General features: G+C 62.2%; 24 protein-coding genes. 18 read left to right on the top strand and 6 right to left on the bottom strand.

The genetic code is table 11. From position 1 onward, the window contains the following. Positions 1-2: 2 nt before the first annotated feature. The 4 genes from ABI660_RS04750 to ABI660_RS04765 all read right to left on the bottom strand — a co-directional run bounded on the left by ABI660_RS04750 (position 3) and on the right by ABI660_RS04765 (position 4,229). On the bottom strand, positions 3-851 hold the full coding sequence (locus ABI660_RS04750; RefSeq protein WP_348065475.1) for an energy transducer TonB: 849 nt from the start codon (positions 849-851) through the stop codon (positions 3-5). A gap of 18 nt (positions 852-869) precedes the next feature. Continuing rightward, positions 870-2,927: an RNB domain-containing ribonuclease gene (locus tag ABI660_RS04755; RefSeq protein WP_348065477.1), complete on the bottom strand. Its 2,058-nt coding sequence runs from the start codon at positions 2,925-2,927 to the stop codon at positions 870-872. A 64-nt stretch (positions 2,928-2,991) separates the two neighbouring features. Continuing rightward, positions 2,992-3,576, bottom strand: a complete 585-nt coding sequence (locus ABI660_RS04760; RefSeq protein ID WP_348065478.1) for a YqiA/YcfP family alpha/beta fold hydrolase — start codon at positions 3,574-3,576, stop codon at positions 2,992-2,994. Positions 3,577-3,764: 188 nt separating this feature from the next. Beyond that, on the bottom strand, positions 3,765-4,229 hold the full coding sequence (locus tag ABI660_RS04765) for an Lrp/AsnC family transcriptional regulator (protein WP_348065480.1): 465 nt from the start codon (positions 4,227-4,229) through the stop codon (positions 3,765-3,767). 230 nt (positions 4,230-4,459) lie between these two features. Here ABI660_RS04765 and ABI660_RS04770 point away from each other — a divergent pair, with 230 nt between their 5' ends. The 10 genes from ABI660_RS04770 to ABI660_RS04815 all read left to right on the top strand — a co-directional run bounded on the left by ABI660_RS04770 (position 4,460) and on the right by ABI660_RS04815 (position 15,846). Then, positions 4,460-5,488, top strand: a complete 1,029-nt coding sequence (locus ABI660_RS04770; protein ID WP_348065482.1) for a 1-aminocyclopropane-1-carboxylate deaminase — start codon at positions 4,460-4,462, stop codon at positions 5,486-5,488. Between the two features lie 245 nt (positions 5,489-5,733). Next, positions 5,734-6,726 carry a tripartite tricarboxylate transporter substrate binding protein gene (locus ABI660_RS04775; RefSeq protein ID WP_348065624.1) on the top strand — a complete coding sequence of 331 codons (993 nt, stop codon included), beginning with the start codon at positions 5,734-5,736 and terminating at the stop codon, positions 6,724-6,726. Further along, complete coding sequence (locus ABI660_RS04780) at positions 6,723-8,258, top strand: amidase family protein (protein ID WP_348065484.1); 1,536 nt, start codon at positions 6,723-6,725, stop codon at positions 8,256-8,258. The genes ABI660_RS04775 and ABI660_RS04780 overlap by 4 nt, the downstream gene beginning before the upstream one ends. Positions 8,259-8,366: 108 nt before the next feature. After that, entirely contained in the window at positions 8,367-9,521 is a 1,155-nt protein-coding gene (rodA, locus tag ABI660_RS04785) for a rod shape-determining protein RodA (RefSeq protein ID WP_348065486.1), read from the top strand. Between the two features lie 80 nt (positions 9,522-9,601). Further along, positions 9,602-10,468: an NAD(P)-dependent oxidoreductase gene (locus ABI660_RS04790; RefSeq protein ID WP_348065488.1), complete on the top strand. Its 867-nt coding sequence runs from the start codon at positions 9,602-9,604 to the stop codon at positions 10,466-10,468. Between the two features lie 116 nt (positions 10,469-10,584). Then, a complete protein-coding gene (gene tldD / locus ABI660_RS04795) occupies positions 10,585-12,123 on the top strand; it encodes a metalloprotease TldD (protein WP_348065490.1) in 1,539 nt (512 codons plus the stop codon). A 19-nt stretch (positions 12,124-12,142) separates the two neighbouring features. Further along, the gene (locus ABI660_RS04800; RefSeq protein WP_348065492.1) at positions 12,143-12,712 is read left to right on the top strand and encodes a hypothetical protein; all 570 of its coding nucleotides are present in this window, start codon (positions 12,143-12,145) and stop codon (positions 12,710-12,712) included. Positions 12,713-13,146: 434 nt separating this feature from the next. Beyond that, on the top strand, positions 13,147-14,271 hold the full coding sequence (locus ABI660_RS04805) for a 3-deoxy-7-phosphoheptulonate synthase (RefSeq protein WP_348065494.1): 1,125 nt from the start codon (positions 13,147-13,149) through the stop codon (positions 14,269-14,271). A gap of 132 nt (positions 14,272-14,403) precedes the next feature. Further along, positions 14,404-15,420: a hypothetical protein gene (locus ABI660_RS04810; RefSeq protein WP_348065496.1), complete on the top strand. Its 1,017-nt coding sequence runs from the start codon at positions 14,404-14,406 to the stop codon at positions 15,418-15,420. A gap of 114 nt (positions 15,421-15,534) precedes the next feature. Further along, positions 15,535-15,846 carry a hypothetical protein gene (locus ABI660_RS04815; protein ID WP_348065498.1) on the top strand — a complete coding sequence of 104 codons (312 nt, stop codon included), beginning with the start codon at positions 15,535-15,537 and terminating at the stop codon, positions 15,844-15,846. 173 nt (positions 15,847-16,019) lie between these two features. Here the strand turns inward: ABI660_RS04815 and mpl are convergent, their stop codons facing one another. Continuing rightward, positions 16,020-17,441 carry a UDP-N-acetylmuramate:L-alanyl-gamma-D-glutamyl-meso-diaminopimelate ligase gene (gene mpl / locus ABI660_RS04820; RefSeq protein ID WP_348065500.1) on the bottom strand — a complete coding sequence of 474 codons (1,422 nt, stop codon included), beginning with the start codon at positions 17,439-17,441 and terminating at the stop codon, positions 16,020-16,022. A 235-nt stretch (positions 17,442-17,676) separates the two neighbouring features. Between mpl and ABI660_RS04825 the strand changes: the two genes are divergently transcribed. From ABI660_RS04825 to ABI660_RS04860, 8 genes are all read left to right on the top strand, one after another. Then, complete coding sequence (locus ABI660_RS04825; RefSeq protein WP_348065502.1) at positions 17,677-18,285, top strand: hypothetical protein; 609 nt, start codon at positions 17,677-17,679, stop codon at positions 18,283-18,285. Beyond that, the gene (locus ABI660_RS04830; protein ID WP_348065504.1) at positions 18,282-18,812 is read left to right on the top strand and encodes a TlpA disulfide reductase family protein; all 531 of its coding nucleotides are present in this window, start codon (positions 18,282-18,284) and stop codon (positions 18,810-18,812) included. Before ABI660_RS04825 ends, ABI660_RS04830 begins: the two co-directional genes overlap by 4 nt. Before the next feature lie 85 nt (positions 18,813-18,897). Then, the gene (aroQ, locus tag ABI660_RS04835) at positions 18,898-19,344 is read left to right on the top strand and encodes a type II 3-dehydroquinate dehydratase (RefSeq protein WP_348065506.1); all 447 of its coding nucleotides are present in this window, start codon (positions 18,898-18,900) and stop codon (positions 19,342-19,344) included. 147 nt (positions 19,345-19,491) lie between these two features. Next, entirely contained in the window at positions 19,492-19,935 is a 444-nt protein-coding gene (gene accB, locus ABI660_RS04840) for an acetyl-CoA carboxylase biotin carboxyl carrier protein (RefSeq protein ID WP_348065508.1), read from the top strand. Between the two features lie 7 nt (positions 19,936-19,942). Next, complete coding sequence (accC, locus tag ABI660_RS04845; RefSeq protein WP_348065510.1) at positions 19,943-21,292, top strand: acetyl-CoA carboxylase biotin carboxylase subunit; 1,350 nt, start codon at positions 19,943-19,945, stop codon at positions 21,290-21,292. Between the two features lie 129 nt (positions 21,293-21,421). Continuing rightward, positions 21,422-22,303 carry a 50S ribosomal protein L11 methyltransferase gene (gene prmA / locus ABI660_RS04850; protein ID WP_348065512.1) on the top strand — a complete coding sequence of 294 codons (882 nt, stop codon included), beginning with the start codon at positions 21,422-21,424 and terminating at the stop codon, positions 22,301-22,303. 43 nt (positions 22,304-22,346) lie between these two features. Then, positions 22,347-23,390, top strand: coding sequence for a DUF3426 domain-containing protein (locus ABI660_RS04855; protein WP_348065514.1), 1,044 nt, complete (start codon positions 22,347-22,349; stop codon positions 23,388-23,390). Positions 23,391-23,406: 16 nt separating this feature from the next. Next, a complete protein-coding gene (locus ABI660_RS04860; RefSeq protein WP_348065516.1) occupies positions 23,407-24,309 on the top strand; it encodes a carbohydrate kinase family protein in 903 nt (300 codons plus the stop codon). Positions 24,310-24,442: 133 nt separating this feature from the next. On the opposite strand, the gene ABI660_RS04865 is transcribed toward ABI660_RS04860, so the two are convergent. Further along, complete coding sequence (locus tag ABI660_RS04865; RefSeq protein WP_348065518.1) at positions 24,443-24,910, bottom strand: histone H1-like DNA-binding protein; 468 nt, start codon at positions 24,908-24,910, stop codon at positions 24,443-24,445. Between the last annotated feature and the right edge of the window lie 9 nt (positions 24,911-24,919).

Genomic DNA, 24,919 nt, shown 5'->3' on the forward strand with positions numbered 1-24,919 from the left:
ACCTAGCGCTCGAGTTGTTTGGTTTCCAGCGTTTCATCGCGCGTGAACTTGAAGCGCGAGACCACCACGATCTGGTCGGCCTTGCGGCGCATGGCGTCGCTGAAGCGGTCAAACGGGCCGGTGCTGCGCGCAATGCTTTGCGCGCGCCGGTCCAGCGTCAGGTTGCCCGATGTCTCGGCCACTTCGGTGGCCAGGATGCGCCCGTCGAAGTTCACGGTGAGAATCATGGTGAGCTCGCCATACAGCTTCTTGCCGGCCATTTCCGGGAAGTTCACCGTGCCTTTCTCTTCAATTTTCCGGCGCAGTGTGTCGTAGTAGATCGCATACACCTCCTCGCGGGTGGCGGGGCTGATATAGCGCTTTTTGGGCCTGGCGTTTTCTTCGTTGATGCGGCGCTCGATCTCGGCCAGGATCTTGATCAGCTGCTTGCGCTTTTCCTCGCGATCGACATGGGCCGCGTCGGTGGACGGTACCTTGGGGTCGGGTGGTGGCATGGCAGCCAGCTGCTTCTTGAGCTGCGCCAGCAGCAGGGTTTGCTGCTCCTGCATGGCCTCGACCTTGCGCTGTGCGTCTTCGCTCGCATCACCCAGCTCGGTCAGCGCCGAGGGCGGCAGCGGGCTGGTGGCCCGGCCTTTTTCCGCCTCGCCGCCGCCGGCCAGCGAGGCCTGGGCAATGGCCTTGGCCTGGTCGGGCCGCTCATTGCTTTTGGCGTTGACGAGGATCACTTCCAGCGGGGTGTCCTGGAAAATGCGGTTGAAGCGTTCCGGATCGACAAAACGCACGGTCAGCAGGACCGCATGCACGGCGATGGAAACGCCCAGGGCGATTTGCAGGGTACTGGGTGACTTCACAGGACAGGATTATCGGGGCTAAGCCGCTGTCACGGGGGGCTGGTCGGCTGGTTCATTCAGATCGACGGCAATAGAGATCGGACCAGCGGCGATTTCCGATTCGTTGTCTTCTTCGTCCACCTGTTCGGCGGCAGCATCGTCCACCACCACGTCGAGGCGTTCGACCACGGTGCTGTTGATGTCAAGCGTGATTTCGTCGATTTCGCCAAGCCTGATGCGCACCTTGGCTCCACGCGGCAGGCCCTGGGCACCGGCGGCCGGCAGCACCAGCGGCAGGTCGTCGGCACGCACCAAGTTGTCCTTGAAGGCGGTCGCGGTCAGTTCGGTGACTTTGTTTTGCTGCAGGTACTTCAGGGTCCAGTAGCGCTCTATGCCGGCCTGAAAGCCGTTGTAGGCACTGTAGGCGCCGTCAAAGCCTGAAATGATAGAAAACAGTTCCGCATCCTTGGGCTTGAAGGGTGCCACCAGCGCAGCGGTGCGCCCATGTTTGACGCAGGTGATGATTTGCCACTGGTTGACCAGGTCGGTGTAGCGGCGCAGCGGCGAGGTGGCCCAGGCGTAACTTTTGACGCCAATGCCGGCGTGCGGCAGGGCCTTGGTGCCCATGCGTACCTTGACGCCCGGCAGTAGGCTGGCCTGGCTGCGGTAGATGCCGGGTACGCTGTGCGCGGCCAGCCACTCGCCCCAGGTGCTGTTGGCCAGGATCATGGCTTCAGCCACGATCAGGTCCAGCGGTGCACCGCGTTTGCGGATGCTGATGCTGACGGCTTCGTTGCCTTCGGGCTCCTTGCCCGAGAGGTTGTCCAGGCTGAAGTTGTAGTCGGGCCGGTTGAAGTTCTCCGGCTTGCCGCGCACCACTTCGCGCCCGGCCTTCAGGTGCAAGGCCAACCGGTGCAGGAAGGCGAGTTCCACGCCCCAGGCGATGCCGTCGGGGGGCGTGGTCTGCGCCGCTTCAAAAAAAGCCTCGGTGAACACGCTGTCCAGCTGGTCGTGGCGCAGGTTGGCTGCAATCGGCACCTGTTCCAGGCGCGTTGCCGTTTCGCGGATCTCCAGCGTGTTTTCATCGAGCGTGACATACAGGGAAAGCGCGGGGCAGTTGCGCCCCTCCTGCAGCGTGTAGCTTTGCACCACTTCGTCGGGCAGCATGGTCAGCTTGTAGCCCGGCATGTACACGGTGGACAGCCGCGCGCGCCCCACGGCGTCCACCGGGCTGCCCGGCAACACCGCGAGCCCCGGGGCGGCAATGTGGATGCCCAGCGTGACCGTGCCGCTGCCCAGCCCCTGCACCGACAGCGCGTCGTCGATCTCGGTAGTGCTGGAGTCGTCGATGGAAAACGCCCTGACGTCCGCAAGCGGCAGCTCGTCCGGAATCTTCGGCGCCTGCACGGACGGAAAACCGGTGCCTTTTGGAAAGTTCTCGAACAGAAAACGTTTCCAGTGGAACTGGTAGGGCGAGGCAATCGCGCCCGATTGCTGCAGCAGGTCCAGCGGCGCCTTGTGCGCGGAGCGCGAGGCCTCGACCACGGCCTTGTATTCGGGGCTGTTCTTGTCGGGCTTGAACAGGATTTTGTAGAGCTGCTCACGTACCGGTGCGGGGCACTGGCCCTGCACCAGTTCCTCGGCCCAGGCTGTGATCTGCGCGATCACCTGTTTCTTCTTCTCGATGGCGGCCAGCGCCTGCTGCAGGATCTCGGCCGGCGCTTTCCTGAAGCGGCCCTTGCCGGCGCGCCTGAAGTAATGCGGCGCCTCGAACAGGCGAAACAGCGCGGCGGCCTGTTGCTCGGTGGAAGCTGGTTTGGCTGGGTCGGCGCTGAAGTAGTCGCGCGCCAGATCGGCAAAACCAAAGTCTTCCTCACTTGCAAACTCCCACGCCAGGTCCAGCTCGATTTCCTGGCTCAGGGCCTGGGCGGCGCTTGTCAGCTGGGCGGGCGCGGGTTTCTCGAATTTCAGCAGTGCGTTGGCAGCCTTGACCTTGACCCGTTTTCCCGAGTCGAGCTCCACCTGCAGGGAGGTGTCGGCCTCGGACAAAATGCGGCCGGCCAAAAACTTGCCAGCCTCTTCAAACAATACAAACAAAACGGCATCCTTTAATTACTCCTGCTAGTGTAATCAGCCGGTCTCGGGCTGCCCTCAGACAGTCTCAGGAGAGTGCCAGGAAGTCCATCACTTCTGGCAGGTAGCGCTCGAAGTCGCTGATGGCGTGGTCGCCGCCTTCCAGCAACCTGATGTGGGCACCCGGGTAGCGACCGGTCATTTCGCACCAGTCCAGCACTTCGTCGCCTTTGGCGATGATGGCGAAGTAGTTTTCCGGTCGCGCGACAGGCCCGTGCGCCAGGGCCCGCAGTTCGTCCACAAAGCGCGGCTCGAAGAAAAAGTGTTCGCTGGGGTCATGCCAGGCGGTCTGCTCGCCGATGTAGCCGGCCAGGTCGCGTGCCGGGTTCACCGCCGGGTTAAGCAGCACGGCTTTGCAGGCGCAGGTTTCGGCAACATGCGTCGCGTAAAACCCGCCCAGCGACGAACCCATCACGGCCATCGTGGCGCGCGGCCATCCGGCCACGCCATTGGTCAACATTTGCATGGCCTCCTTGGGCGAAGGCGGCAGTTGCGGGCACCACCAGACCACCTCAGGATGGCGTTTTTGCATCCAGGCGGCGACCTGCCGGGCTTTGGCGGACTGGGGGGAGGAGCGGAAGCCGTGAAGGTAGAGAAGGTGGGTGGTGGGCATGGGGCGAATGGTAAATCTCTGGGAGCTGTGGAGATGATCGGGAAATTTATACAGTGAAAAACGGCATTTGCCCAATGGATTCGAGCGCAAGCAGCTATTAAATTAGTAGCATGTTGTGGGTCCGGCGCCTCTCAAAAAAACTCCGCCCGCTGCAAATTCAATACCGGCTCATACCAGGTCCATCAGACTTAAACCGGTATCGCCGTCGTCTCAAACACCTCCTTCAAACAGACAAAGGTCCGAATCTGCCTCACGCCGGGCAGGGCGATCAGTTGCGCCGCATGCAGTTCATTGAACGAGTCGATGCTCTGGATGCGCAGCTTGACGAAGTAGTCAAATTCGCCCGTCACCAGTTGCACTTCCAGGCAACCTGTCAGGCCGGCAACGGCTTTTTCAAAGGCGGCAAAGGAGTCGGTGGTCGAGCGGTCCAGCACCACGCCGATGATGACCAGCCCGTTGTAGCCCAGCGCACGCGGGTTCACCAGCGCCACGGTTTTCCGGATCAGCCCCACTTCCTTGAGCTTGGCGATGCGGCGCGAGCAGGCGGGCGGGCTGAGGTTGGTTTTTTCCGCCAGTTCGATGTTGGGCAGGGAGGCGTCCTGCTGCAGCAGCTTGAGCAGCTTGCGGTCTATCCGGTCGAGGGTGATTTCCATGGGTGCCTTGATTAAATATTTCACAAATATAAAAATTATCGAAATTAATTTCCAAAAATTCAAAAAAATGGATTTTTGAATGATATTTCATGAGGATTGTTTGCAATTAATTTCTGATGAGATTGGCTACGATTTGTTTACGACTGCACAAGACATTTCAGCCCACCATGCCCTCCTTTTTTGCGGCCATCACAGTCCACGCAATGGGGCTTACACCGGAACCACCCTCCATGCCACTCACGCTCAATCTCAAGAAGTTTCCCAGACACCCGCTGACCTTCGGCCCCTCGCCTATCCAGCCGCTCAAGCGCCTGAGCACCCACCTGGGCGGCAAGGTTGAGCTCTACGCCAAACGCGAGGACTGCAACAGCGGCCTGGCCTTCGGCGGCAACAAGACCCGCAAGCTCGAATACCTGATCCCCGAAGCCTTGGCGCAGGGTTGCGACACCCTGGTGTCCATAGGCGGCATCCAGTCCAACCAGACGCGCCAGGTCGCTGCCGTCGCGGCGCATCTGGGGATGAAGTGCGTTCTGGTGCAGGAAAACTGGGTGAACTATTCCGACGCGGTGTACGACCGCGTCGGCAACATCGAGATGTCACGCATCCTGGGCGCTGACGTGCGCCTGGATGCAGCCGGTTTTGATATCGGCATTCGCCCGAGCTGGGAGCAGGCCATGGACGACGTGCGCCAGGCCGGTGGCAAGCCCTTCCCCATTCCGGCCGGCTGCTCCGAACATCCTTATGGCGGCCTTGGCTTTGTCGGCTTTGCCGAGGAAGTGCGGGCACAGGAGGCCGAACTGGGCTTCAAGTTCGATTACATCGTTGTCTGCTCGGTCACCGGTAGCACGCAAGCCGGCATGGTGGTTGGTTTTGCCGCCGACGGCCGTGCCGACCGGGTGATCGGCATCGACGCTTCGGCCAAGCCTGTGCAAACGAAGGAGCAAATCCTGCGCATCGCAAAGAACACAGCCAGGCTGGTCGAGCTGGATCGCGACATCACCGCGAAAGACGTGGTGCTCGATACCCGCTACGGTGGGCCCGAATATGGCCTGCCGAGCGAAGGGACGCTGGAAGCCATTCGCCTGTGTGCCCGGCAGGAGGGCATGCTGACCGACCCGGTCTACGAGGGCAAATCCATGCACGGGATGATCGACATGGTGCGCCGCGGCGAGTTCGCCGAGGGGTCCCGGGTGCTGTATGCCCACCTGGGCGGCGTGCCTGCGCTCAATGCCTACAGCTTCCTGTTCCGCAACGGCTGACCTCTGCCTGTGCCGGGTTGCGTGGAAGTGATTCTGTGGGAAAACCACACCGATTCGATTGCCGGGAGAGCCGCGGGGAGCCTTGCGCCCGCACGGTCTCCGGGCAGCGGGTACTGAGTACGTCGCTGCCGACTAGTCGGTGAGGAGACATGCTCATTCTGGAGCGAGGGTCTGCTGGATACAGCGAGGCCTTCGCGCATGCCAACCGCGGCCCTCGGGCTGCCATTGAAACGGTGGACAACATGATGAAACTGAAACTCGCCAACCTTGCTGCAAACCTCGCTGTCTTCGCGGCAGTCCTGGCCGGGTTGGTGCCATGGAGTGGTGCGAGCGCACAAAGCTATCCGTCGAAGCCGATCCAGCTGGTCATTCCCTTTCCACCTGGCGGGGCGACCGACATTGTCGGCCGGCTTGTTGGCAGGAAGCTGGGCGAACACCTCGGCCAGCCTGTGGTGATTGAAAACAAGGCCGGCGCGGGCACCGTCGTCGGTGCCGCTTTTGTCGCCAAAGCACCGGCCGATGGCTACACGCTGCTGATCAGCTCGGGTTCCACCTTCACCGTGAACCCCGCGCTCAACCCCAAGCTGCCCTATGACCCGGTCAAGAGCTTCGAGCCGATCGGCCTTGCCGCGCGCGTCCCTCTTGTCCTGATTGCGAACCGCGAGGTGCCAGTCAACAACTTGACGCAGCTGGTCGCTGCCGTGCGCGGTGCGCCGGACAAGTACGTCTACGGTTCCTTTGGCAGCGGCACGACGGGCCACTTCGCGGGCGAGCTGATGTGGAGCGCCCTCGGTATCAAGCTGCTGCACATAGCCTACAAGGGCAGCGCGCCGGCCATGAGTGACCTGATCGGTGGCCAGATCCCTTTCACCATCGACACCGTGGCAGCGTCGTTGCCTCAGTTGAAGGCTGGCAAGATCAAGGCCATCGCCGTCGCGGGCCCTGCGCGTGCGACGCAGCTACCCGACGTGCCCACGGTGGCGGAAAGCGGCTTCCCGGGTTTTTCCGCCGACTCCTGGCTGGCGGTCGTCGCGCCGCGTGGTCTGCCAGCCGACGCGAAGACCAAGCTGCAAAAGGCACTGTCCAAAACCATGGCCGACCCCGAGATCCGCGACAAGCTCATCGCCAACGGGCTGCAACCCGCGTACGAGTCCGCTGCCGCGGTGACGGCGCGGATTGAAGACGAGTTGCCTCGCATGCGCGCCATGGCGCTGCGCGCGAACATCCGGGCGGAATGACCGTGGCAACTGATGGCAGCCTGGTCGCCCTGTCCGCCGTCGAACTCAGACGGCTGATCGGGGCCAAACAGCTCTCGCCAGTCGAGTTGCTCGAAGCCTGCATAGCTCGCATCGAGGCGGTGAACCCCTTCGTCAATGCCGTTACGGCCACCTGCTTCGAGCGCGCGCGCAGCGAAGCCCGGGCCGCCGAACGCGCCGTGCTGGAAGGCCGGCCGCTGGGCCTGCTGCACGGCCTGCCGATGGGCGTGAAAGACCTGGAGGCCACCGAGGGTCTGCTCACAACCCTGGGCTCGCCGCTGTATCGCGGCCATGTGCCCGCGGCCGACAATGTACTTGTGGCGCGGCTGCGCGCCGCCGGTGCGATTGTGGTCGGAAAGACCAACGTGCCCGAGCTCGGTGCCGGTGCGAACACCCGCAATGAGGTCTGGGGCGCAACCGGCAATCCCTTCGACCCGCGACTCAACGCGGGCGGTTCATCGGGAGGGTCGGCGGCGGCGCTGGCCTGCGACATGCTTCCGGTGTGCACGGGATCCGACACCGGTGGTTCGTTGCGCATTCCGGCGGCTTTGTGCGGTGTGGTGGGTTTCAGGCCTTCGCCGGGACTGGTACCGAGTTCGCGCAAGCTGCTGGGCTGGACGCCGATCTCGGTGGTGGGGCCGATGGGGCGTACCGTCGCAGACGCCTGTCTGCAACTGGCGGCTTCAGCCGGCGCCGCCGTGGATGACCCGCTCAGCTATCCGGTGGACCCGGCCGGTTTTCTGGATCCACCGGCTGTGGACCTCGGGGCCTTGCGTGTCGGCTGGACCGAGGACTTCGGCGCCTGCGACGTCGACGCGTCGATCCGCGGGACCTTTCGCCGGAAGATCGCTTCGATGAAGCATCTGTTCCGCAGTTGCGAAGAGGTGAGGTTCGAACTGGGCGATGTGCACCGCTGCTTTGACGTGCTGCGCGCCGAGGCTTTTGTTGCCGGCACACGCGATGCCTACGCGTGCGACCCCGCAAGTCTCGGCCCCAACACGCGGGCCAACTTCGAAATCGGTGCCGCGATGAGTTTGCTCGACTGCGCCTGGGCGCAGGCAGAACAAACACGCGTCCTCGCGCGGTTCAACGCCGCGATGGCCGACTACGACTTGATCCTCGCGCCGACCACGCCGGTATCGCCTTTCCCCTGGACGACGCTGTATGCCGACGCTGTAGACGGCAAGCCTCAAAGCAACTACTACCACTGGCTGGCTCTGACCTATGTGGTGACGCTGGCCACCTTGCCGGCGCTCAGCCTGCCTTGCGGACTCGACCACGCGGGCATGCCGTTCGGGCTGCAGCTGATCGGGCGCTTCCGCGCGGATCACCATGTGCTTGGCGCTGCGGCGGCCCTGGAGCAGGCCTTTGTCAGATCTGATGAGCTGCGGCGGCCACGTCCCGCACTCGACCGCCTGCGTTCCGTCGAGCCCGCTCTGACCTCGATCGTCACGGCGCCTCCCGTTCTTGGCGGTGGCGCTGGCGGTGCAACGGCCCCGACGTCGGCTGCCTGAACGGGGCACAAGGAATGGACCCGCCGGAGCTCTAGCCGCAGGGCAGGCTTTGCTGGAGGAACCCTGCAGCGAACCCGCCAGCACCCAGCTGGCAGATAATCCCATCTCATGTCTGCCGTTTTCGACAAACCTTCTCTTTTCCAGCGCGCTGCCCCGTTGTTCCGGGGCTTTGACGGCCCGTTGGCGTTTGCGGTTTTTCTGCTGGCCAGTGCGGGCCTGATGATCATGTATTCGTCAGGTTTCGACCATGGCACCCGCTTTGTCGACCATGGCCGCAACATGCTGATCGCCGGAGCCATCATGTTTGTGGTGGCGCAGATTCCGCCGCAGCGCCTGATGGCTTTTGCTGTGCCTTTGTATGTGGCCGGCGTGGCCTTGCTGGTGGCGGTGGCGATTTTCGGCGTTACCAAAAAGGGCGCCAAACGCTGGATCAACCTGGGCATCGTGATCCAGCCCAGCGAGATATTGAAAATTGCCATGCCGCTGATGCTGGCCTGGTGGTTCCAGAAGCGCGAGGGCCAGCTGCGGCCTTTCGATTTCCTGGTGGCCTGCCTGTTGCTGGTGGCGCCGGTGGGCCTGATCATGAAGCAGCCCGACCTGGGCACCTCGCTGCTGGTGCTGGCCGCGGGCCTGGCGGTGATTTTCTTCGCGGGACTGAGCTGGAAGCTGATTGCCCCGCCGGTATTGATCGGGCTGACCGGCATTTTCCTGGTGGTTTGGTTCGAGCCGCAGCTGTGTGCCGACGGCATGCGCTGGCCGGTGCTGCACGATTACCAGCAGCAGCGCATCTGCACGTTGCTCGATCCGACGCGCGACCCGCTGGGCAAGGGCTTTCACATTATTCAGGGCATGATCGCCATCGGCTCGGGAGGCGTGCTGGGCAAGGGTTTCATGCAGGGCACGCAAACCCATCTGGAATTCATTCCCGAGCGCACCACCGACTTCATTTTTGCCGCCTACTCCGAGGAGTTCGGGCTGCTGGGCAACCTGGCGCTGATCAGCGCCTTTGTTTTCCTGATTTTCCGCGGCCTGCTCATTGCGCTGGAAGCACCCACGCTGTTCGCACGGCTGCTGGCGGGCGCCATTACCATGATTTTTTTCACCTACGCCTTCGTCAACATGGGCATGGTCAGCGGCATTCTGCCGGTGGTGGGCGTGCCTCTGCCTTTCATCAGTTATGGCGGAACCGCCATGGTCACCCTCGGGCTGGCGGTCGGAATCCTGATGTCCATCTCCAAAGCCAAGCGGCTCGTGCAATCTTGACAGCAGAAAGCGTCGGAGGAGTCCAATTTCCCGCCGGGCCGCCCCCCTTGGGGGGCAGCGCATTACACGCAGTGAAAAGCGTGGGGGTCACAATCATCGGTGTCGGCAACATGGGCGGGGCCATGGCAGCGAACCTGCTGGCGCAGGGCTGGGCGGTACAGGTGTGCGACATGGACTCGGCCAAAGCTGCCGATTTGGAGAAAAAAGGGGCTTTGGCCCTTGCTGTACCAGCGCAGGCAGCTATAAATTCAGTAGCATTCATCGTTTGCGTGGTGGATACTGCACAGACTGACGAGGTGCTGTTTGGCGCGCAAGGCCTGGCCCGCATGCTGCAGTCGGGGCATACGGTGATGCTGTGCCCGACGATTTCTCCGCAGGATGTCGAATCTTTTGCGGCCCGGCTGGCTGCGCTGGGTGTCCACACCGTGGATGCGCCGATGTCGGGCGGGCCGGTGCGGGCGCGCGATGGCACGATGAGCCTGATGGTGGCTTGCGCCGCCGCGGTGTACGCGCAGCAGGCTGCCCTGCTGCAAGCCCTGTCCGACAAGCTGTTCCACATCAGCGAAACGCCCGGGGACGGCGCGCGCACCAAGCTGGTCAACAACCTGCTGGCCGGCATCAATCTCGTGGGTGCGGCCGAAGTGCTGGCAATGGCCGTGCGTCTGGGGCTGGACCCGGGGCGTACCCTGGACGTCATCGAGCAGTCCAGTGGCCAGAGCTGGATAGGGTCGGACCGCATGCACCGGGCCCTGGCAGGCGACTATGCGCCGCGCGCGCATGTGACTCTGCTCGAAAAAGACACTCGTTTGGCGGTTGAGGCGGCGCGCGCCGCCGGTTTTGAGGGCCCGCTGGGCGCGCGGGCCAGCCAGGTGTTTGCAGAGGCTCACAAGGCGGGGCTGGCTGGCCTGGATGACGCGGCGATTTTCAGGTATCTGGCCAGCCGATAAACCGGCACCACAGATGGCTGGCAAGGCGTGGCTGCCCCGCTTTTGGGTCAATCCGGTTCCGCTGTGCAGAAGCCTTCCTGCAAGGAGGTTGGGGGCAGACTGCCTACAATGAGCCCATGACCGTACTCAAATCCTCGTCTTCGTCTGCCCGCAAGCCAACACCCGCCTCCGCGTCTGCCAGTCGCCCCCATTCCGACGCGACATCGGAACGGCTAGCGATTGCGCAAAAGCTGCTGCTGGCTCCGTTCGGGTTGACCGAGGGGCATCTCAGCCGGGCTCTGGGTGAAATCACCTCTTATGGTGTCGATGACGCCGACCTCTATTTCCAATACACCCGCAGCGAAGGCTGGAGCCTGGAAGAAGGCATCGTCAAGACCGGGTCCTTCAGCATTGACCAAGGCGTGGGTGTGCGGGCGGTCAGCGGTGAAAAAACAGCGTTTGCCTATTCGGACGATATTTCGGAAGCTTCTTTGCTGGATGCTGCGCGCACTGTGCGCACCATTTCGGCAGTGACCCGCGTTGGCCGCGTCAAGGTGCCGGCGCGCAAGGTGGCGCCCAGCCGGTCGCTTTACCAGGACATGGACCCGATTTCCACGCTGGGCAGCACGGCCAAGGTCAAGCTGCTGGAACGCGTGGAAAAACTCGCCAAGGCCAGGGACCCACGTATCGTGCAGGTCATGGCCGGACTGGCCAGTGAATACGATGTGGTGATGGTCGCGCGCGCCGACGGCACGCTAGCTGCGGATGTACGGCCCCTGGTGCGCCTGTCGGTGACCGTGATTGCGGAGAAAAAAGTCGGCGGCGTGAGCCGGCGCGAGATGGGTTCGGGCGGCGGCGGCGGGCGTTTCGGCCTGGCCTATTTCGACGAGGCGCAGATCAACGAATACGTCAACGACGCGGTGAAGGCTGCCCTGTCCAACCTGGAAGCGCGCCCGGCACCGGCCGGCGAGATGACCGTGGTGCTTGGCCCCGGATGGCCCGGCATCCTGCTGCACGAGGCCATCGGCCACGGCCTGGAAGGTGACTTCAACCGCAAGGGGTCGAGCGCGTTCTCGGGCCGCATCGGCGAGCGCGTGGCCGCCAAGGGCGTCACCGTGCTCGACGATGGCACGATTGCCGACCGGCGCGGCTCCCTCAACGTCGATGACGAGGGCCATGCCAGCCAGCGCAATGTGCTAATCGAAGACGGCATTCTCAAAGGCTACATCCAGGACTCGCTCAACGCGCGCCTGTCCGGCGTCAAGCCCACCGGCAACGGCCGCCGCGAAAGTTATGCCCATGTGCCGATGCCGCGCATGACCAACACCTACATGCTGGGCGGTGACAAGGCGCCGGAGGAAATCGTCGCCAGCATCAAGAAAGGCCTATACGCCACCAACTTCGGCGGGGGGCAGGTAGACATCACTTCCGGCAAGTTTGTGTTCTCTGCGAGCGAGGCCTTCTGGGTGGAAAACGGCAAGATCCTGTATCCGGTCAAGGGCGCGACGATTGTCGGCAACGGCCCGGATGCGCTGACCCGCGTCACCATGATCGCCAATGACATGCAGCTCGACAGTGGCGTGGGCACCTGCGGCAAGGAAGGCCAGAGCGTGCCGGTGGGTGTCGGCCAGCCGACCTTGCGCATTGACGGGCTGACGGTGGGCGGCACGGCCTGACACCTTTGCGGAGCTGTCCATGAGTGACCCGCCCAACTCGGCATTGCCGATCAACCCCTCCACACAGCTTCCCAGCATCCAGAGTTTTGGCGAACTCAGCCATTTTCTGCGTTCGGCGATGGCCGACGAGGAGTCGCTGCAACTAGCCGACGGCATGGGCGGCCTGGCGGCAAGCATCGAAGCTGTGCTCTCCGGCCTCAGGCGCGCTGCCGACCCCGCGGCGCAGGCGCCCGCACTGATGGACCTGATGACCATCCTGCGTGAACATCGCGCGCTGGTGATTGCGCTGTCGCCCGCCTGGCGCGGCCTCTACGAATACGCCTCCTACCTGGCTGCATTGAACAACTTTCGGGTGCTGATTGGCGAGTGGCTGCTCGCGGCGACGCCGAAAGCTCCATCGAGCCAGATCAGGGCCATCAGTTTTGAAGACTTCGAACTGGTGGGCTGGCGCACGCTGGGTGAAGGCATGCTGCTGATCGACATGTACGAGCAGCTTGCCGGCAGGGAAGCGGGCGACTCCACCGCTGCGCCGTTCGACGAAGTGCGGGCGGCGCGGGCCAGAACCTGGTGGGAACGCTTGCGCGGCTGAGGACAGAGCCCCCACGGTCGCTCACTTCGAGCCTGCGGCGGCTCCCTGCCCCTTGCACTTGGAAAGGGGCCGCTGCGCCTGCGGACTGGCAAAGCCAGATCCGCGGCCCCTGCTTGTAAGGGGAAATTCCCCCGCTGCCGCTGGAAACCGTTCTTCCTGAGCCTGTCGAAGGATGCCCCGAGAGGGCGGCTCACTGCGAGGACGCGCCAGCCAAATAGGGCCGTGCGCCGGCTGTGCTACATTCCAGTCCATGTCAGCCGCGAAATTTTATTTTGCTTACTTTTGGTTCTCAAGCGCCTCCGGCGGTAGAGAGATCCTCGCGTAGGCTGACAGGTACGCAACAGATTCTTGAAAACCGCCGGGTCCCCGGCGGTTTTTTTTTGCCTCCTCCATTTGCCGAATCGATTCTTGAACGTTCTTAAAGGAAGCCAGCCATGAATGCCAAAGCCACCCCAGCCAGCGATGCCTGGTATGCGAGTCCTGTCGATAAAACCAGCCAGACAGACGACGAACGCATCAAGGACATCACTGTGTTACCCCCGCCCGAGCATTTGATTCGTTTCTTTCCGATCAGCGGCACCGCCGTGGAGTCGCTGATCACCCGGACGCGAGGCAACGTGCACCGCATCATGGCGGGCAAGGACGACCGCCTCCTCGTGGTGATCGGCCCGTGTTCCATCCATGACCCGGCTGCTGCGCTCGAATATGCGCGCCGCCTGGCCGTGCAGCGCGAAAAGTATGCGGGTACGCTGGAAATCGTGATGCGTGTTTACTTTGAAAAACCACGCACCACGGTGGGCTGGAAAGGCCTGATCAACGATCCTTACCTGGATGAAAGCTACCGCATCGACGAAGGCCTGCGCATCGCGCGGCAGCTCCTCATTGACATCAACCGCCTGGGCCTGCCAGCGGGCAGCGAGTTTCTTGACGTGATTTCGCCGCAGTACATCGGTGACCTGATTGCCTGGGGCGCCATTGGCGCGCGCACCACCGAGAGCCAGGTACACCGGGAACTGGCGTCCGGCCTGTCGGCACCCATTGGCTTCAAAAACGGGACCGACGGCAACATCCGCATCGCCACCGACGCGATCCAGGCCGCCGCGCGTGGTCATCACTTTTTGTCGGTGCACAAGAACGGCCAGGTGGCGATCGTGCAAACCAACGGCAACAAGGACTGCCATGTGATCCTGCGCGGCGGTAAGGCGCCCAACTACGATGCGGCCAGTGTCGGCGCAGCCTGCAAGGACCTGGAAGCGGCCAAACTGCCCGCCACACTGATGGTCGATTGCAGCCACGCTAACAGCTCCAAGCAGCATGAAAAGCAGTTGGACGTGGCACGCGACATCGCCGCCCAGGTTGGCGGCGGCTCGCAACAGGTATTCGGCCTGATGGTGGAAAGCCATCTGCAGCCGGGAGCCCAGAAATTCACGCCGGGCAAGGACGATGCAAAGAAACTGGAATATGGCAAAAGCATCACGGATGCCTGCCTGAGCTGGGATGATTCGCTGAAACTGCTGGATGTGTTGTCGGAGGCGGTGAAGCTGCGGCGCAACGCTTGATGCTTGCTCCCCCATTCAGGGGATGGTTTGCTAAGCAATTGGTGTTAAATTGTTAGCCTGCCGTTACATGTCGAACGGAGTCACTGCGCTTTCCGCTTCTGAAAACCAGAGCAGTCGATCAATGAAAACATCATGTCTTTTGAGCAACCTGTTCTCTGGTTAGGTCTGGCCGGGTTCACACCCGAGCAGCGCGATCAGCTCTCTTCACTGCTGACCCTGATGCCCAAGGGGGGGCCGTCCTGGCGCGTCGGTGCATTCGCTGAAGCCGACGGCTGGTTGGTCGCCGGCGAAAAGTGCCGGCTGGTTGGCGCTGACACCCTGAAAATCCTGGCCGGCTTGCCGACCGAACGGGCCGTGCAACTTGACCTGGACGAGGTAGACCGGCCGATTGCCTTTGCGCTGCCGCTGGCCTCCAGTGATTTCGATCCCAAGCACACCTTCGACCTGAACTCGGCGGCCAGCCTCCACAAGGCCCTGCAGCAATTTGAAAGCTGGCTGCGGCCCCTGCGTTCACAGTTTGTACTGGGGGGGCAACTGATCGCGCGTGAAAGCGAACTGCTGCCTGGCATTTACCACGTCAGCCAGAAAGGCACGCTGCTCGCGGTGATGGATTTTCGCGAATGGCGCATCGGGATTTCACGCCGTGCCGATCCCGTCGATTTTGAGCAGGCCCACTGGGACCGGCGCCCGCTGGAGGCGCATGATATTCCCTCGCATTTTTTGCGCAGCAGCCTGACGCAGCTGCGCTGGATTTATGCACAACGTACCGAGCGCGATGTGCTGCCCCCCCGGTATCGCAGCAGGCCGCTCTATTTTCGCCACGCGCCAGCTGTGCCCACGCGCTGGCTCAGAGACTCGCAGTTGCTGCTCCTGCGCGAGCTGTCGGTCGAAGGCGGGGATTTTGACGCCCTGCAGCGCCGCACCGGGCTGACCCCTGGCCAGTTGACACGGGACCTGGCCAGCCTGTATTTCGCCGGTTCAGTCACCACGACGCCGGACAAGGCCGGCACTTCCGCATTTTCTGTTGGCGAGGACAGCCTGCCCGGTAAAACGCATAACGGGCTGACCCTGGCTGCGGCTGTGGCGCAGCTCCCTGGTGCGGTACCAAGGCGGGATTTGACCGCACCGGCGCAGCTGGGCCGCAAATAGGCTGCGTGTTGTCCCGGGGGGTCCTGGGCGGGTGCGCGGGTTTTAGCGGATTGCCCCTTGGGGCTGCGGCGTTCATGCTGGAGCCTCCCGCTTTTCTTCGATACCGAGGCAGCCATGCGCAGCGAAGTCACCGTTACCTTCAAAAACAGCCCGCCCCTGCGGGTGGACCTCAATGAAGTGCAACCCATGCCGCACGATGCGGCCAGGGCTTGGCTCGATGAGCAGTTCACGCGGATGGACTGCGAGCCCCTGCGGCCTACCGGCAAGTTGCTGATGGCTGACAAGGTGCTGGTGGTAGCCCAAGCCGCAGGTCCCGCGCAGTTTGCCGACGCCGCCTGGGCCCAAGCCTTTGCGCGCGCCGCCAGCGCCTCGCTGGCCAAGCCGGTGATTCACATTGATGTGCAGGCCATGGCGATCAGTTACTAGTCTCTTTATTCCATTTCTAAATCATTCGTGAACGCGAAGGCGAAGCGACGACAGCACAGACGTACGGCTAGCGAAGCGACAAAGTGCACGGATGATTTGGGAATGGAATTAGAGCCATTTTGGCACTTGGCCCTTTAAGCACGGGCGAAACAAGCTATCAAAAGCGTAGCAAATTATCCCGCACGCAGCGCGTCCAGCAGCCGGGCGTGAATGCCGCCAAAGCCGCCGTTGCTCATGCACAGCAAATGGTCGCCGGGTCTGGCCGCCGCCTTGACCTGGGTTACCAACTGCTCGATGTTGTCCGCTACCTGCGCGCTCTCACCCATGGGCGCCAGCGCGGCACGGGCGTCCCAGCCGAGTCCGCCGGCGTGGCAGAACGCCAGGTCGGCCTGCTCCAGGCTCCATGGAAGCTGGGCCGTCATGGTTCCCAGCTTCATGGTATTGCTGCGCGGCTCGAAGATGGCCAGGATGCGCTGGTCGCCGCCCTGGCTGTCCAGCTGGCGCCGCAGGCCATCGATGGTGGTGTGGATGGCCGTCGGGTGGTGCGCAAAGTCGTCGTAGACAGTGATGTTGCCACCAGCGCGTGCCACCTTGCCGCGCACCTCCATGCGGCGCCTGACGTTCTCGAAGCTGCCCAAGGCGTCTGCGGCGGCTTGCGGCGCCACACCCACATGTTCGGCAGCGGCCATGGCGGCCAGCGCGTTGAGTTGGTTGTGCACGCCGCTGATGGCCCACTCGACACGGGCGACTTTCCGGCCGTCCTTGAACACGTCGAAAGCTGCCGGTTCGCCCTGGGCTGAAAATCCTTCAGCCAAAGGACCTCCGAAGAGTACACGCTCACTCCAGCAACCCTGGGCGAGCACACGGGCCAAGCTCTCTTCGCGGGCGTTGACCACCAGTCGGCCCGAGCCGGGCACCGTTCGCACCAAGTGATGAAACTGGCGCTCGATGGCGGTCAGATCGTCAAAAATATCGGCGTGGTCGAACTCAAGGTTGTTCAGGATGGCGGTGCGCGGCCGGTAGTGAACAAACTTGCTGCGCTTGTCAAAAAATGCGGTGTCGTACTCGTCGGCCTCGATCACAAAGGTGTTGCCGGTGCCCAGCCGGGCTGACACGCCGAAATTAAGCGGCACGCCGCCGACCAGAAAGCCCGGCTGCAGGCCGGAACATTCCAGAATCCAGGCCAGCATGGCCGTCGTGGTGGTTTTGCCGTGGGTGCCGGCCACGGCCAGCACATGGCGCGGGCCGGTGGAGTGGTGTGTCGGATGGTGCAGCACATGGCCCGACAGCCATTGGGGGCCGCTGGTGTAGGGCACGCCGGCATCAAGAATGGCTTCCATCAATGGGTACCGGGGTTTGCCGCTGGCGTCATGCGCGCGCGAGACCACATTGCCGACTACAAACACATCAGGCTGAAAAGCCAGTTGGTCGGCGCCATAACCTTCAATGAGTTCAATACCCAATGCACGCAACTGGTCGCTCATAGGCGGATACACGCCTGTGTCGCAACCGGTCACCTTGTGCCCGGCCTCGCGGGCCAGCGCAGCCAGGCCGCCCATGAAGGTGCCGCAAATCCCGAGGATGTGTATATGCATGCAGGGTATTTTAGGAGGCAAGACGGCGGCCCTGCCGCGGTCTGCCATTTTCGCGGAGGTTGACCAAAAGTATGGTAAAAAAGGCCTCCAGCCCTTATGAGACAAGCGCCGTCAGCTATTAATTCGATAGTAATCGGGCCGGGGCTGAAGCGGCCTGGCTACCGTTTGCAACTTTGGTGGCCGCGGCCGAGTCCATCCCTGCTGAGTCAACCCGTCACCTTCCCCGAGAAATACCATGAGCCCGCATACCCTGAAACTCGAAATCGCCGCTACCGCTGCTGCGCTTGTCGTCGAGGAAGGGTTGGAATACGGCCCCGCCAAGCGCCGCGCCGTCAAGCAAATGGATTTGCCTGGCCGCAGCGAGCTGCCCGGCAACGACGAGGTGGAAGATGCGGTGCGCGAATACATCGCCCTGTTTTGCGCCAATACGCAGCCAGCGGAACTGGCCGCGCTGCGCGAACTGGCCCTGACGTGGATGGAGCGCATGGTCGCCTTCCGCCCCTACCTCGGCGGCGCGGTCTGGCACGGTACGGCGACACGGCTCTCCGATATTTATATCCAGCTCTTTTGCGACGACCCCAAATCCGCAGAAATCGCGCTGATTGAGCACCGGGTCGATTACGAACCGCGTACGGTGACCGGGTTTACCGGCGACAGTGTGGAAGCCCTCAGTGTGCGCAGCCTGTGCAAGCCGCTGCAGGAAACCGTGGGCGTGCACCTGATGATTTACGACCACGACCACCTGCGCGGTGCCTTGCGCCCGGATGCCAAAGGGCGCAAGCCGCGCGGGGACTTGGCGGACGTGCAAAAATTGCTGATGACCGGCCCGGAGTCCTCCCCGTGAAACGCAGACCGCTGATGCTCGGCGGCGTGGCTGCCGCGGCCGGGCTGGCTGGCGTCGGGGTGGCTTGGTGGCAGGCTTCCTCGCACAACTACGCCGAGGGGCCGGAAGCCGTCCCCGGCGCCTTTCTGGCGCAAACCTTCGAGACGCCTGACGGCGCAAAACTGGCGCTGGCCAGTTTTTCCGGTAAACCCCTGTTGGTCAACTTCTGGGCCACTTGGTGTCCACCCTGTATCGAGGAACTGCCGCTACTTGATCGTTTTTATCAAGCAAATCAGTCTAAAAGCTGGCAAGTTTTGGGATTGGCTGTTGATCAAGCACCGGCGGTGCGCACCTGGCTGCAGCGCCAGCCTCTGAGTTTTCCGGTGGCCATGGCCGGCTTCGCGGGGACAGAACTCAGCAAATCCCTGGGCAATCTGTCGGGAGGGTTGCCGTTCACCGTCGTGTTTGGCGCGTCGGGGCAATTGCTGCACCGCAGGAGCGGCAAGGTTTCCACCGAAGACTTGGCCCAGTGGGCTCTGCTGGCCTGACTTGGGCCAGCTTCCTGAACTCTTGTAAGCGGCCGGAACTGGGGTAAAGTTCGCTCTTGCCCGGCGCTGGCCGGGAAGGAGGAGCGTGATGAGCATACTGGTAATCCATGGGCCTAATCTGAATTTGCTGGGTACAAGAGAGCCACAAATTTATGGATCGACAACTTTGGATCAAATTAATGAAGATTTGGTCAAGTTCGCCGCAGATCGAGGTGTTTTACTCCAAACTTTTCAGAGTAACCACGAGGGAGCGCTGGTGGACCGGATCCAGCAGGCGCGTGTGGACGGAACACAATTCATCATCATCAACCCGGCAGCCTTTACCCACACCAGTGTGGCGATTCGCGATGCGATCGCCGGTATCGCCCTGCCATTCATTGAGGTGCATTTGTCGAACGTTCACCGGCGTGAAGCTTTTCGCCACCACTCCTACTTCTCTGATCTGGCCGAAGCCGTGATGGCCGGCTTTGGTCCGGCCGGGTACCGCTATGCGGTAGACTTCGCCCTTTCCCGTCTGGCCAAAACAGCCTGAATTAATAAAACTACTGATTTTTAGACGCTGAAAGGTGTACAAAGCAGAGTTTAGGCGCAAATGAACGCCTGGCCCGCCTGTCATCCTGCCGGCAAGAATGAATGTCAGAGGTGTGCCGTTTGAGCAACCACCGTCGTTGGAGAAACCATGGATCTAAGAAAACTCAAGACACTGATTGACCTCGTTTCCGAGTCCAATGTGTCTGAACTGGAAATCACCGAGGCTGAAGGCAAGGTACGCATTGTCAAATCGGGCGGTACACCCATGGTGATGCAGGCGCCCATGGCGCCTGCGCCGGCGGCCGGTCCCGCCGCTGCACCGGCAGCACCAGTGGAAGCAGCACCTGCCGCACCCGCAGGCCATGCGGTCAAGTCTCCGATGGTGGGCACGTTCTATCGTTCCTCCAGCCCCGGCGCCAAAGCGTATGTGGAAGTGGGCAGCCAGGTCAAGGAAGGCGAAACCATCTGCATCATCGAGGCGATGAAAATCCTCAATGAAATCGAAGCCGACAAATCCGGCACCGTTACCCGCATCCTGTGCGAGAACGGCCAGGCGGTGGAATACGGACAACCACTCTTCATGATCGAGTGATCGCCGCATGTTCAAAAAGATACTGATCGCCAACCGCGGCGAAATCGCCCTGCGTATCCAGCGCGCCTGCCGGGAACTCGGCGTCAAGGCTGTGATGGTTTATTCGGAAGCCGACCGCGAGGCCAAGTACATCAAGCTGGCCGACGAGTCGGTCTGCATCGGCCCGGCGCCTTCGGCGCTGAGTTACCTCAACATGCCGGCCATTATTTCGGCAGCCGAGGTGACGGATGCCGAGGCGATCCACCCCGGTTACGGTTTCCTGAGCGAAAACGCCGACTTTGCCGAGCGCGTGGAGAAAAGCGGTTTCAAGTTCATCGGCCCGACGCCGGAATCGATCCGCATCATGGGCGACAAGGTCTCGGCCAAGCAGACCATGATCAAGGCCGGCGTGCCCTGCGTGCCCGGCTCGGAAGGCGCTTTGCCCGATGACGCGGCAGTGATCAAGCGCACCGCCAAGCAGGTGGGCTACCCGGTGATCATCAAGGCAGCCGGCGGCGGCGGGGGGCGCGGCATGCGGGTGGTGCACACCGAGGCGGCGCTGCTCCACGCGGTGCAGACCACCAAGGCCGAAGCGGGCGCTGCCTTTGGCAATCCCGAGGTCTACATGGAAAAATTCCTGCAGAACCCGCGCCATATTGAAATCCAGATCCTGGCCGACCAGCACAAAAATGCCGTCTGGCTCGGTGAGCGTGACTGCTCCATGCAGCGGCGTCACCAGAAAGTCATCGAAGAGGCGCCAGCCCCCGGCATTCCGCGCAAGCTGATCGAACGCATTGGCGAGCGCTGCGTGGCGGCCGTCAAGAAGATTGGTTACCGCGGCGCCGGCACCTTCGAGTTCCTGTATGAAAATGGCGAGTTCTACTTTATCGAAATGAACACGCGGGTCCAGGTCGAGCACCCCGTGACCGAGTGGGTCACTGGTGTAGACATCGTGAGAACGCAGATTGAGGTGGCGGCCGGTGAAAAACTGCCGTTCACCCAGCGCCAGATCGGAATCAAGGGGCACGCCATCGAGTGCCGCATCAACGCGGAAGACCCCTACAAGTTTGTTCCCTCTCCTGGCCGCATCACCACCTGGCACACGCCGGGCGGGCCGGGCGTGCGGGTGGATTCGCACATCTACGCCAACTACTTTGTGCCGCCCAACTACGACTCGATGATTGGCAAGATCATTGTTCATGGCGACACGCGTGAACAGGCGCTTGCCCGCATGCGCACGGCGCTGGCCGAAACCGTGGTCGAGGGCATCAATACCAACATTGCCTTGCATCGCGAGTTGATGGTGGATGCCAAGTTCATGGATGGCGGCACCAATATCCATTACCTTGAAGAGTGGCTTTCCCAGCGGGACCGTTGATGTGGCCCCCACGGTCGCGCACTGCGTGTCGCTCCCTGCCCCCCGAGGGGGCCGTTGCGCCTGCGGCCCGGCAAAGCCGGTTCCGCGGCCCCTGCTTGAACGGATCGCGGCGGACGTGCTGCATAAGTAATGTTTGAACTGATCCTTTTGGCCCCTGTTGCGCAGGTTGAAACCCTCAGCGATGCGCTGGATGCGCTCGACGCGCTCAGCGTGTCCGTCGAAGACGCAGATGCCCAGACGCCGGCCGAGCAGGCACTGTTCGGCGAGCCCGGCATGCCGCCGCCGAAAGCGGGTTGGGAGCGCTCTCGCGTGGTGTCGCTTTTTTCGGATGAGGCCGGTGCGCGTGACGCAGCCGCCGTGCTGGCCGCGCAGGACTTTTTTGCCGGCTGCCAGTTGGTGGCCATTCAGACGGTCCCCGAGCAGGATTGGGTGCGGCTTACACAGTCGCAGTTTGCGCCGGTGGAAATCACTCCCGAATTCTGGATCGTGCCGAGCTGGCACGAGCCGCCTGGGCAGGCGCAGCAGGTGATCCGTCTGGATCCGGGCCTGGCCTTCGGCACGGGCACACATCCCACCACACGCATGTGCTTGCGCTGGATCGCCTCGTCTTCTGCACCGCTGGGGCGCGTGCTTGACTACGGCTGTGGCTCCGGCATTCTTGCCATTGGGGCTGCCAAATTTGGCGCTGCAAGCATTGACGCGGTGGATATTGACGAAGCGGCCGTGCAGTCCACGCGGGCCAATGCCGAAGCCAACCATGTCACCTTGAATGCCGGCTTGCCCGACAAGGCCGAAGGCAGTTACCAGACCGTGCTGGCGAACATTCTGGCCACGCCGCTCAAGGTGCTGGCACCTTTGCTGTGCGCACACGTGGCTCCCGGCGGTGCGCTGGTGCTTGCCGGCATTCTGGAGCGACAGGCAGACGAGCTCAAGCTCGCGTATGCACCTTACTGCCAGCTACAGGTGGCTGACCAGGAAGAGGGCTGGATTCTGATGACGGCCAGGTTCTGACCGGGTCGTCGTGCCGCGCAGCCCCCGTACAATACGGCACTAAATGAGCCTGATTACGCGCTGTTCCACCTGCGGCACGATGTTCAAAGTCGTGGCTGATCAACTCAAGATTTCTCAGGGCTGGGTGCGTTGCGGGCATTGCGCCGAAGTTTTCGACGCCGCCGCCAATCTGCAGCCCTACGTGTCCCCGGCATCGGCTTCCAGTGCCGTTGCCGCCTCGCAGGCCGTTCAGGAGAAAACCGAAAGCGCTGCGTCCGTGGCTCCCATGCTGGTGGCGGCTTCCGCAGACCCTGAAACAGTCGAGCCAGTGGTCCTGCAGGAAGAAGAGCTTCCCGCTGCCACAGATGTTTCCCTGCCGGAGGTCCAGGTCTCTCCCTCGCCCGACCTTGCCGCTGATGTATTTGCATTTTCGGTGAGTCCGGAGCCGTCCGATTTTTCCGGGGATGTGCCTCCAACGGCGCGAACAATGCGCACGGAAAGCGCCTTTGGCGAGTCGGAAGCACCTGAACCCGACCGTACCCACGAAGTATCGTTTGTGCGCCAGGCCAGGCGCCATGCATTCTGGCGCCGGCCCGCACTGCGCTGGGCACTCGCTATGGCCGCATGTGTGCTGCTGGCCGCCTTGCTGCTGCAGGTCGCCCTGTTTCAAAGAAATGCGCTGGCCGTGTCGCAGCCGTGGCTCAGCCCGGGCCTGCATACGCTGTGTGCCTACCTGCGTTGCGAGATCAGGCCGCCGCAACAGATTGAGTCGGTGGTGATCGAGAGTTCTTCCTTCAACAAGCTGGCTGCAGATGCCTACCGGCTCAAGGTGGTGATCAGGAATGCGGGTGCCATGGCACTGGCCCTGCCTTCCCTGGAGCTGACCTTGACCGATACCCAGGACCAGGCGCAGCTGCGGCGTGTGCTGACCCCCGCGGAACTCGGTGCAACGAGCCCCACGCTGACAGCGGGCGCCGAATTTTCAGGGATGGTCGCTATCAGCGTTTCGAAACCTCCGCCCGAGGCCGGCACCTCCCCGGCCTCTGCAACACTCCCATCCGGTCCGCTGCGTATTGCCGGTTACCGCGTCCTTGCTTTTTATCCCTGACTGAACTGAGATACCCATGTCTGCTGTAATTTGTGGTTCCCTGGCCTTCGACACCATCATGACTTTCGAGGGGCGTTTTGCCGAGCAGATCCTGCCCGACCAACTGCACATCCTCAATGTGTCTTTCCTGGTGCCGGCCCTGCGCCGGGAGTTTGGTGGCTGCGCCGGCAATATTGCCTACAGCCTGCAGCAACTCGGTGGTACCCCTCTGCCCATGGCAACCGTCGGCAGCGATGGCGCCGAGTATGTGGCACGCCTGAACACGCTGGGCATCAGCACCGAATTTGTCCGCGAGGTTGGCGACACCTATACGGCCCAGGCCATGATCATGACGGACCGCGACAACAACCAGATCACCGCTTTCCACCCGGGTGCCATGGGGCAGGCGCACACGACGAAAATCGCGGCGCGGGCCGACATCGGCATCGGCATCATCTCTCCCGACGGACGTGACGCGATGCTGCAGCATGCTGAACAGTTCAAGGCGGCCGGCATTCCTTTTGTGTTTGATCCCGGTCAGGGTCTGCCAATGTTCGACGGCAAGGAATTGGCTCATTTTGTCGAGCTGGCGACCTGGGTGACGGTCAACGACTACGAGGCGAAGCTGCTTTGCGACCGGACCGGCCTGTCCTGTGCCGAGATTTCCCTGCAGGTGCAGGGCCTGGTGGTGACACTGGGTGCACATGGCTGCGAAGTCTGGATCGCCGGCGAGAAAACGCTGGTGCCGCCGGTGGCGGCCAAGGAAGTGGTGGACCCCACGGGATGCGGGGATGCTTTTCGGGGCGCCTTGTTGTTCGGTCTGGAGAAGGGCTGGCCCTTGGCGCGCTGCGCCGAGCTGGGCAACCGTGTTGGCGCCCACAAGATAGCCTACCGGGGTGGCCAGAACTATACGTTGGCTTCTGCTCAAACAGGCTTCTAGCCCATTTCTGACGGTGGTTGGATGCTATTCATTTGATAGCAATCTGATTATGGTGCTACCTCAAAACTCTTTCAGCCAAAGAAAAAGCCCGGCATCTTGCGATGTCGGGCTCCAAGCAAAAGTGCCTGACTGATTACGGCTTGCTGGCTGTTGGAAACGGCCAGGCAGCTTGCGGGTTCAGAGTAGTCTGAGCCGCAGGGGCAGCCGGTGCAGCAGGTGCTTTGGCAGCGGGTTTTTTCGCGGCTTTCTTCGCAGCGGGCTTTTTCGCTGCTTTCTTGGCTGCTGGCTTTTTGGCAGCGGCTTTCTTCGCAGCAGCTTTCTTCGCTGGCGCTTTTTTCGCTACTTTTTTCGCCGCAGGCTTTTTAGCTGCTGCTTTTTTCGCAGCTGGCTTTTTGGCCGCTACTTTTTTCGCCGGGGCTTTTTTCGCTGGCGCTTTTTTCGCAGGAGCTTTTTTAGCTGCTGCTTTTTTCGCTGGCGCTTTTTTGGCCGGGGCTTTCTTTGCTGCTACTTTTTTAGCAGGCGCTTTTTTCGCCGCTACTTTTTTAGCAGGGGCTTTCTTCGGAGCAGCTTTTTTAGCCGCAGATTTTTTCGCAGTTGCCATAGTTTTCTC

Origin of the sequence: Polaromonas sp. (assembly GCF_039930745.1) — a bacterium.
Taxonomy (GTDB): domain Bacteria; phylum Pseudomonadota; class Gammaproteobacteria; order Burkholderiales; family Burkholderiaceae_C; genus Polaromonas.